Source organism: Vibrio mimicus CAIM 602, assembly GCF_000338875.1.
In the GTDB taxonomy this organism is placed as follows: Bacteria; Pseudomonadota; Gammaproteobacteria; order Enterobacterales; family Vibrionaceae; genus Vibrio; species Vibrio mimicus.
Window position 1 is genome coordinate 22,653 of record NZ_AOMO01000019.1, and the last position, 10,142, is coordinate 32,794.

At 45.9% G+C, this 10,142-nt stretch carries 6 protein-coding genes; 5 read left to right on the forward strand and 1 reads right to left on the reverse strand.

The window, feature by feature from the left end; translation table 11 throughout:
- The first annotated feature begins 185 nt into the window (after positions 1-185).
- The 5 genes from D908_RS15870 (at position 186) to D908_RS15850 (ending at position 8,482) form a co-directional block, all read left to right on the forward strand.
- Positions 186-1,577, forward strand: coding sequence for an HlyD family type I secretion periplasmic adaptor subunit (locus tag D908_RS15870; RefSeq protein ID WP_000071270.1), 1,392 nt, complete (start codon positions 186-188; stop codon positions 1,575-1,577).
- 8 nt (positions 1,578-1,585) lie between these two features.
- A complete protein-coding gene (locus D908_RS15865; protein ID WP_000832885.1) occupies positions 1,586-2,248 on the forward strand; it encodes a transglutaminase-like cysteine peptidase in 663 nt (220 codons plus the stop codon).
- Positions 2,249-2,253: 5 nt separating this feature from the next.
- Positions 2,254-4,164 (forward strand): bifunctional diguanylate cyclase/phosphodiesterase, encoded by a 1,911-nt coding sequence (locus D908_RS15860; protein WP_000177447.1) that lies wholly within the window; start codon positions 2,254-2,256, stop codon positions 4,162-4,164.
- Between the two features lie 14 nt (positions 4,165-4,178).
- Positions 4,179-6,293 carry a type I secretion system permease/ATPase gene (locus D908_RS15855; protein WP_005522749.1) on the forward strand — a complete coding sequence of 705 codons (2,115 nt, stop codon included), beginning with the start codon at positions 4,179-4,181 and terminating at the stop codon, positions 6,291-6,293.
- Between the two features lie 260 nt (positions 6,294-6,553).
- Entirely contained in the window at positions 6,554-8,482 is a 1,929-nt protein-coding gene (locus tag D908_RS15850) for a metallophosphoesterase (RefSeq protein ID WP_005522757.1), read from the forward strand.
- Positions 8,483-8,556: 74 nt separating this feature from the next.
- Here the strand turns inward: D908_RS15850 and D908_RS15845 are convergent.
- Positions 8,557-10,142: DUF342 domain-containing protein (locus D908_RS15845; protein ID WP_005522763.1), on the reverse strand; the 1,586-nt coding region annotated here is incomplete at its 5' end.

Here is a 10,142-nt window from a genome sequence, read left to right on the forward strand (position 1 = left end):
ATCCCGCTGATAACTCAAGCGACCAAAGAAGTGCGAAGCCCTGCAAAATAAGATCACAGATTCTAAAAATTGCGTAATTTATTAAAATGCTGAATAGGCCTTTCGCCCTAGATAGCATATCCTTAACAATTATTAGGCCGCATAATAAAATCAACCCATTAAATGGTGTGCAACAGGAACCACTCATGAGCAACCGCAGTTATAACAAGCTCACAGCCGAAGAATTAGACTATGTGGACGACAAAACCGCCGCATTGTTACTCAACACCCCGCACAGCGCTCGAATAATCCTCTGGGTCATGGTGGCATTTTTCATTCTTGCTATTACTTGGGCTGCATGGGCGGAGATAGATAAAGTCACCGTCGGCCAAGGTAAAGTGGTTCCCTCTTCACAAGTTCAAGTGATCCAAAACTTAGAAGGTGGATTGGTTAAACAAATTCTGGTGCGCGAAGGCGAACAAGTTCAGAAAGGGCAGCAGCTCATCCTGATCGATGATACTCGTTTTCGCTCCGATTTCCGTGAACGTGAACAGCAAGTAGCCAACTTAACGGCCAGCGTATTACAGCTTTCGGCTTCTATTTCCAGCGTAATCATTAACGAGGATTTCGAGGAGAAAAACTGGACGAACAGCGTGCGCCTTGACTACAGCAAATTGGCTTTCCCACCAGTATTAAGCGATACACAACCTGAACTGGTTGACCGTCAGCGCGATCAATATCGCCAAGATCTGGACAATCTGCGTAACCAACTGTCGGTTCTTTCTCAGCAGATCAAACAGAAGCAACAAGACCTGATTGAAGCGGAAGCGCGAGTAGTTAACCTTCGCCAAAGCTATAATTTTGCGAAAAAAGAGTTAGACATTACCGAGCCACTGGCCAATGAGGGGGTGGTTCCAAAAATTGAGCTACTCAAATTGCAACGCCAACTCAACGATACCCGTCGTGAGTTAACCTCTACCGAACTCAAGATTCCGGTGCTGAAAGCAGCCGTACGTGAAGCCCTGCTAAGCCGTATTAATGCGGCGCAAAAATTCCGTACCGAGCAGCAAGATAAACTCAACCAAGCGCAAGATAAGCTCTCAGCGCTAACAGAATCAGCCGTGGGGCTTGAAGACAAAGTAAACCGTACCGTAGTGGTTTCTCCGGTCACTGGCACGGTAAAAACGCTTTATGTGAATACTGTAGGCGGAGTTATTCAACCGGGGATGAATATTATCGAAATCGTCCCAACCGAAGACACTTTGTTGGTTGAGGCTCAGATTGCTCCGCAAGACATCGCATTCTTACGTCCTGAATTACCGGCCATTGTGAAATTCACAGCCTATGATTTCACCCGATATGGTGGCCTAGAGGGGACCCTAGAGCACATCAGTGCGGATACCACTCAGGATGAAGAAGGCAACAGCTTTTATCTGGTTCGGGTACGAACCAAAGAGACGACGCTAGGCCACGATAAGAACTTACCTATCATCCCCGGGATGACTGCTTCGGTCGATATCATTACAGGTAAGAGAACCGTACTCGATTACCTGCTGAAACCGATCTTAAGTGCGCAGAATAATGCGCTGAGGGAATAACCAGCATTATGAAACGTTGGATTGTTCTGTCTCTGGCCATCTGTGCCTCCTCACTCTCACTGGCGCTCAATACCAAAGAGCAACAGTGGGTGGATGCGGTGAAGGCAACCTATGGCCCACGGGCAGGCAAACGCGTGGAAACATGGCGTCAGAAAATGGCGCAATTGGCATCGCTGTCAGAGAAAGAAAAGCTCCAAGGCGTGAATGCTTTTTTTAATCAGCTCAACTTCGTGAATGATATTAATCTCTGGGGTTCCAATGATTATTGGGCAACGCCTTTGGAGTTTCTCGGAAGTAATGCTGGGGACTGCGAAGATTTCACAATTGCGAAGTATTTCTCGCTGTTAGAGCTGGGTGTATCAGATAAAAAACTTCGTCTCGTGTATGTTAAGGCCATTGAGTTAAACCAATTTCATATGGTCTTAGCCTATTACTCAACCCCGAGTGCAGAGCCTGTGATTTTGGATAACATCAATCCACAAATTAAACCTGCGTCTACACGCAAAGACTTACTGCCTATCTACAGCTTTAACGGTAAGAATTTGTGGCTAATGAAATCCAATAACGGACAACTGGCTGGTGACTCTTCGAGACTAAGTTTGTGGAACGACTTAAGAGCAAGAGAGCGCTCACTAAAATTAAATAAACCTCTAGTTAGCTATGATGAGTAGGCACTATGACGCTATACAAACAACTGGTCGCAGGGATGATTGCGGTGTTTATTTTGTTGTTGATCTCGGTTTTTACAATCCAGTTCAACACAACCCGCAACAGTCTCGAGCAACAACAACGTTCTGAGGTCAACAATACCATCAACACGGTAGGTTTGGCTTTAGCACCCTATTTGGAGAAAAAGGATACCGTTGCGGTGGAATCGGTGATCAATGCGCTGTTTGATGGCAGTAGCTATTCGATCGTCCGTTTAATCTTCCTTGATGATGGTACCGAAATTCTCCGTTCCTACCCTATTCAACCGAATGATGTCCCCAAATGGTTCACTCAGCTCAAACTTTTTGAGCCGATCCACGATCGACGAGTGGTGACCAGTGGTTGGATGCAGCTCGCTGAAGTCGAAATCGTCAGCCACCCAGGGCCCGCCTACGCCCAATTATGGGAAGCGTTGATTCGTCTTAGTATTGCGTTTGTTGCCATCTTAGTGATTGGTATGTTTGCGGTGGCTTTCATTTTGAAACGCTCGCTCAAACCACTGCAACTGATCGTAGATAAAATGGAGCAGGTCTCCAACAACCAATTTGGTGAGCCGCTGCCGCGTCCTAACACACGAGATCTCATCTACGTGGTGGATGGCATTAATAAAATGTCAGAACAGGTTGAGAAAGCATTTAAAGCCCAAGCAAAAGAAGCACAACAACTCCGTGAGCGCGCATACCTAGATCCTGTTTCTCACCTGGGCAACCGCGCTTACTACATGAGCCAGTTGAGCGGTTGGCTTTCAGAAAGTGGTATTGGCGGTGTTGCCATTCTGCAAGCCGAATTTATCAAAGAGCTGTATGAAGACAAAGGCTACGAAGCGGGTGATGGTATGGTGCGTGAGCTGGCCGACCGTCTGAAAACTTCTATCACGACCAAGGACATCTCGATTGCTCGAATCTCAACTTACGAATTCGGTATCATCATGCCGAATATGGATGAAAGTGAGCTGAAAATCGTTGCTGACAGCATAGTGACCTGCGTGGATGACATTAACCCAGACCCAACCGGTATGGCCAAAGCTAACCTATCACTTGGTGTGGTGAGCAATAAGCGTCAGTCTTCCACCACTCAACTGCTTTCTTTGCTGGATAACGCTCTGGCTAAATCGAAAGCCAACCCTGAATTGAATTACGGTTTCATTAGCAGTGACACCGACAAGGTGATTTTGGGTAAACAACAGTGGAAAACCTTGGTTGAAGAAGCCATTCACAACGATTGGTTCACCTTCCGCTACCAAGCCGCCAATAGTAGTTGGGGTAAAACCTTCCACCGCGAAGTCTTCTCGGCATTTGAAAAAGATGGCGTACGTTACACAGCTAACCAGTTCCTGTTTGCCCTTGAACAGCTCAATGCTAGCCACATTTTTGATCAATATGTCATTCAGCAAGTGATTAATCGACTGGAGCAAGGTGAGCAGACCGACCCATTAGCGATAAACATTGCTCAGGGCAGTATTTCTCAACCTAGCTTTATCCGTTGGATTAGCCAAACCCTGAGTAAGCATCTCTCTGTGGCAAACTTGCTGCATTTTGAAATTCCTGAAGGCTGTTTCGTGAATGAACCGCACTACACCGCGCTATTTTGTAACGCCGTACGTAATGCAGGAGCCGATTTCGGGGTAGATAACTATGGGCGCAACTTCCAGTCTCTCGACTACATCAACGAATTCCGTCCTAAGTACGTCAAACTGGATTACCTGTTTACCCACAACTTGGATGATGAACGCCAGAAATTTACCCTGACCTCCATCTCACGCACCGCGCACAACTTGGGGATCACAACCATAGCATCACGAGTTGAAACACAGACTCAGCTCGATTTTCTTTCAGAACATTTTATTGAAGTCTTCCAAGGCTTCATTGTAGATAAGTAACCAAGGTCAGAGGCATGCAAGATACGTTACTCAATTCGCTGGTGTACGTGAGTCGTTATTACGGTTTAGCGAATTCTCCTGAAGCTCTGATCAACGGCTTACCTTTGGCTGATGGCAAACTGACGCCTTTTCTCTTTCCGCGTTCGGCAGAAAGAGCTGGGCTGATTGCCAAAGAAAACCGCGCTCCATTAGACAAAATTCCGCATTTAGTTTTTCCTGTTGTGCTGTTGCTCAAAGGCGGAGAAGCTTGCGTTCTCAATAGCATTAATCCAGAAACCCAAGAAGCCGAAATCGTCACTGCGGAATCAGGGATGGTGCCAGTCGCCTACCCGATCAGCGATTTAGAAGCGCTGTATATTGGCCGCTATTTTATGGTCAAAAAGCAGTTTCGCTTTGACGAACGCTCACCTGAAGTGCTGAAGCCCAGAGACGGTCATTGGTTTTGGAGCACCATTTTTAAGTCAAAACAGATTTATCGTGATGTATTGATTGCCTCAATACTGATCAACTTGTTTGCGATTTCCGCCCCGATGTTTTCACGGATTGTGTATGACAAAGTGGTGCCTAATTTGGCGTTTGAAACCCTGTGGGTACTCTCAAGTGGCATCTTGGTGATCTTCTTGTTTGACTTCGTGTTCAAAACACTGCGTAACTACTTCATTGACGTGGCCGGAAAAAAGTCAGACATCCTTATCTCCTCCAAGCTGTTTAGCAAAGTAATGGGCATTCGCATGGAGGCTCGCCCGCCTTCTGTGGGCGCTTTCGCGCGTCATTTACAGGAGTTTGAGTCGATTCGTGAGTTTTTCACCTCTGCGACCATTTCTTCGCTGATTGATTTGCCATTTGCTCTACTATTTCTAGTGCTGATCTGGTTGATGGCTGGCCATTTAGTCTGGGTGCCCATTATTGGCGTATTGATCTTGGTGATTTACTCCATCTTAATCCAAGGCCGGCTGCGACGTGCTATTGAAGAAGGTTCAAGACTCGCTTCTCAAAAATACGCAAACCTGATCGAAAGCTTATACGGATTAGAAACCGTTAAGCTGTTTGGTGCGCAGGGACAATTCCAGTATCGCTGGGAAGAAGCCGTTGCGCACATGGCCAACTGGAATATCAAAAGCCGCCGGATTACAGACAGCATTCAAAATACGGCAGGATTTGTTCAGCAAGCCGCTAACATCGGCATGATCATTGTCGGGGTGTATCTGATTTCGAATGGTGACTTAACTATGGGTGGATTGATTGCGGCGACCATGCTCAGTGGCCGTGCGATTGGCCCCTTAGTGCAACTTTCACTGCTCTCTACTCGTTACAATCAAGCTAAATCATCCATGACCATCATAGAGCAAGTGATGTCGATGCCCGATGAACAAGAAGAAGGTAAACGCTACATCCACCGCCCAATCATTCAAGGTAAAGTGGAATTGGATCGTGTGACTTTCCATTACCCAGACTCGCCTATCGCGTCAGTACGTGATCTCAGCCTCACCATTAACCCAGGGGAAAAAGTGGCGATCATTGGTCGTATTGGTTCAGGGAAAACCACGCTAGAGCGGCTGATCATGGGGCTTTACAAGCCAACTGAAGGACATGTGCGGATCGACGATACGGACATTTCCCAACTGCACCACATCGATATTCGCCGTAACATTGGCTGTGTTCCGCAAGACAGCGTACTGTTTTACGGTTCGATTCGCGACAACATCACCCTAGGTAGACCTCTGGCGGACGATCGCGAAGTCATGGATGCCGCTAACCGAGCGGGCGTTACCGCATTCACTCAACAAGACCCGGCGGGCTTAGAGCGTCAGGTCGGTGAAGGTGGTATGCTGCTTTCTGGCGGTCAACGTCAATCCGTTTCTATTGCGCGAGCTTTGCTTGGTCGCCCACCCGTACTGCTGATGGATGAACCCACCAGCGCGATGGACAACCGCTCAGAAATGCACATTAAACAGCAACTGAGTCAACTAAAACCGAGTGAAACCCTTATCTTGATCACCCATAAAACATCCATGTTGGATGTGGTTGATCGCGTTATCGTCATGGAAAAAGGCTGCATTATTGCCGATGGTCCTAAACACTCCGTACTTAATGACCTACGCCAAGGTAATGTGCGCGCCGTGCAATAACGACAATTCAATAAAAGCAAAAGGGAACCCGATGGTTCCCTTTTGCTTTTATTACTCTAGAGAAACAGACTTATGCATAAGTCGTCATTCTTTCGTGGTTTAGAAAGAATTAACAGAGCCTCACTTATAAACGTCAGTTTTTTGAACATTTCCCGGCAACTTAACAAAAATCCACTTATACATAAAAGTGTCATTAAATCGTCGCCCTTATTTCACGTTAAAAAATAATGATCGGTGCTTTACCTAAATGGAGAACCGTTGTGAAACTTTTAAGCGTCATTAGATGCCAACCTCTTAGCATAATACTCATCACATTATTACTTTCTGCCTGCAACAGTGAAACTGTTGATTCAGGACAATCAACAAATCAAAGTCCAATAAAAGCATTTCAGGTATCAATAGAAGGGATACCTGCCCAAATCATTGGAGATCAAGCTATAACGGCGAGAGCGAATGTCGATGCGCATATTCGTGCTGAATACTTATGGCAATTAGATGGTGAAACACTTTCCACAGAAAGTGATGTGGATCTGACCACATTACAAGATGGCAACTTTCTATTGAGACTAACGGTAACGGATAGTCTCACCTCAACGCAATCTGTAGCGAGCATTCAATTTAGTATCCGTGGACGCTCGAACCAAAAGCTCTATTTTGGTTACGGCTCTTATTGGAAATACTCAGATGACGGTCTTCCTAAGACAGAAGACTGGACCTCAATGGCTTTTGATGACAGTCACTGGAAAACGGGCCGTGGTTTGTTTGGATATGGTGTCGATGCACAAAACACATTTTTAGCCAATTATTCCACTCTGGACTTGGGTGGAGACAAGCCGACTTCTTATTACTTTAGAAAGGAGCTGAATGTAGACAACATAGACGTTGTAAAAGATGTTTATCTGAAAATGATCGTTGATGATGCTGCTGCAATTTATGTAAATGGTGTTGAGATTGCTCGCACTCCATACATGCTCTCAGGAGAAATAAAGAATAATTCCACGTTACCCACTGCAACAGCATTTCCTAATGATGAGTTCACCTTCGTCATTCCGGCAAGCGCCTTTACCCAAGGGAAAAACATACTGTCCGTGCACGTTTTAAATCAGACGATATCAAGCTCTGATGTTGCGTTTGATGCCACTTTAAAATCCAACAATGTTTATCAAGGCTATTCGGATGGCCCATATGTCTTCTATCAAAATGAGCAAGTTGTGGTTAAAACCTTCACAGAAAATGGTTTCACAAGTCAAAGCTACAATAGCCACCATGATGCAAAAGTCACAGTGACGCTTCCAGCAGAATTAGGCCAATTTGATGTTCAGTTGCGGGGAACATTTACTCCCCCACCATTTCGTTATGAAGCACCTGAGAAATTTTTCGTGACCTCTGACATTGAAGGAAATATAGAAGCTTTGGTCTATATGTTGATCAACGCCGGGATTATGGATAAAGATTTTCACTGGACATACGGTACAGGCCACCTTTACCACATAGGCGATCTCTTTGATCGCGGTGATTATGTTGCTGAATCTCTATGGCTTCTTTACCACTTAGAAGCACAAGCTCAAGCGGCAGGAGGTAACGTTCATTTCATCATGGGTAACCACGATATGATGAATCTCTATGGTGACTTTCGGTATGTTCACCCACGCTACTACAAGAATGCCGCCTATGTCGGGAAGCCATTTATTGAAATGTATGGGCAGAATACAGAACTAGGCCGTTGGCTGAGATCCAAAAACATCGTAGAAATCGCCGGAGAGTATCTATTTGTACACGCCGGTTTTACACCTGAATTGATCGACAGAATTACCGATGGTTCAATTCCTCTGAATGAAATTAATAATATTGGCCGCCAACATAGCATTACTGGTTACAACTCATCAGACAGAAACTTCTATTTAGTCTCACGTTTTTATTGGGATAGAGACATCGCACGGAATTTAGTCACTCAACAAGAAGTAGAGCGAGGATTAGCCCTCTTTAACGCACAAAAAATGATGATTGGGCATACTGTATTTGATAAACCAACGTATCTGTATGCCCATAAAGTCTTAGCTATTGACGTTCACCACCATGAAGACTACCAAAATAATAAATTCGTTCAGGGTGTAGAATTCGAAAATGGACAGTTTCTACACTTCATGGCGAGTAAAGAAAGTGGAGTGACGAAAACACCGATTCAATAGAACAGTTCATTGAACGAATCATCCTTATCTGTTCGCATTTCACGCAAAGGGCACTCAAGTGCCCTTTTTATAGCTCAAATCCCAATATCTGCCGCTTCAAGGAGTGAAGAGAACTTAATTTCATGCTGATTAAAGGTAAAGGTTGATGGTCCATGAGCTCGCTTGGTTAATATCCGCTCATCACCAAATTGGATGGTGACATGGGTAAAGACTTTGTTTTTGGCTTCCACCGTGTTTTCCGCCAATTGCTGTTCAAACTCTTCATTGAGCATGTCCAGCGCCAGCTTAATTTTCTCCATCTGCGTATTCGCTTCAACTTTGGCGGTTTCAATGGCTTGTGCTTCATCTTCGCCACGCTCGGCTTTAGGACGCTTTTTAAATTCAATCTCGCGGCGAATTAACGCCATAGTCGTGTCCTGCGCTTGCTTGTAGAGATCCTTGTGCTTGTTAATTCTCTCTTTGTAGCTTTGGTAACGAGCAAAAGCCTCAATGTGTGTTGCGGTATCACCTTCCACACCCAAGTTAAAACAGAGGATTTTGCCCCCCACTTTGGCATTACCTGCACTTAAAGTACCTTGAGTCTGCTTGCTATCAAGCACGATGAGATCATTCCCACAGCGGATAACATTACCCATACTGTGCACCGCAAGATGAATAGAATCCGCCGCTTGAAGCTCCGCGTACTGAGCGTAGTTCGCACGAATGTTCGCACCCGATTTGACCACACAACTCGGCTCCTCATCATCGGCAACTGTATGGCCAATAATGCCTTTGCCCACCTCAATGTCGCCTTGCGCTTGAACATTGGCCGATTCGATAAAACCACCGACCGTGATGGAACCCGTGGCTCGAACGATCATCCCCGGTTCAACATCCCCCGCAATCACCACATTGCCTTTAAAACGGATATGCCCAGTTGCCACACTGACATGGTTTAAGCAAAGCGCGCTATCCACTTCTATGGTGTTCTTTTTGATCAGGGGCATGCCCGCCTGACTGGCGAGCAATAGATTGGGGTCATTCGGAGAAATGTAGGTTCCTTTGCCAGCCACCAAAACGGATTCTTTACCAGGTTTAGGCGGAATTTGTTTACCCTGCACGGTATAACCCATTTCACCTTTAGTGGCAGGTAAGCGACGCATCACAGGATCATTCTCACCCACTGTGATGGTTTCCCCAAGGTTACGCATATCGAGTTTGTTTTCACCCGCTTTTTTCTGTGGGCGCAGTACGCGCTTAGAAACATCTTCCACCAGCGGTACAAATTGGGTATCGCGTCCTTGGATTGGCTCTTTCCCACGCGCAACGGGTTGGGTAAAAACTTCGCCGGGTTTGAGCTGATTACTCATCAGCAACACTTTTTTCAGTGCCAATTTGTTAATGCCTTTGATCACACTGGCCTGCGCTAACGCGTGAACTAACTCATTACCGCGCAAACCTCGGCCGCCATAAGCTCCCGTTACCACCATGCTGGCGAGCATCTCTTTTTCACCCAGCACGACGGAAACCGTCGCATTACGGATCTCAGCGACAGCAATCCCTTCAAAGGCCGCTCGTTTACCTTCTTTCACGCAATTGATAAAACGAGTGACTTCTTCATCCAGTACGAACAGTTTACCCGCCCCCATTTGTGCCAACACCATAGGCAGCTCGCTGCGAT

Bases quoted from the DNA above. Each gene is read 5' to 3' on its own strand.
- D908_RS15870 (WP_000071270.1), top strand. From the start codon at position 186: ATGAGCAACCGCAGTTATAACAAGCTCACAGCCGAAGAATTAGACTAT.
- D908_RS15865 (WP_000832885.1), top strand. From the start codon at position 1,586: ATGAAACGTTGGATTGTTCTGTCTCTGGCCATCTGTGCCTCCTCACTC.
- D908_RS15860 (WP_000177447.1), top strand. From the start codon at position 2,254: ATGACGCTATACAAACAACTGGTCGCAGGGATGATTGCGGTGTTTATT.
- D908_RS15855 (WP_005522749.1), top strand. From the start codon at position 4,179: ATGCAAGATACGTTACTCAATTCGCTGGTGTACGTGAGTCGTTATTAC.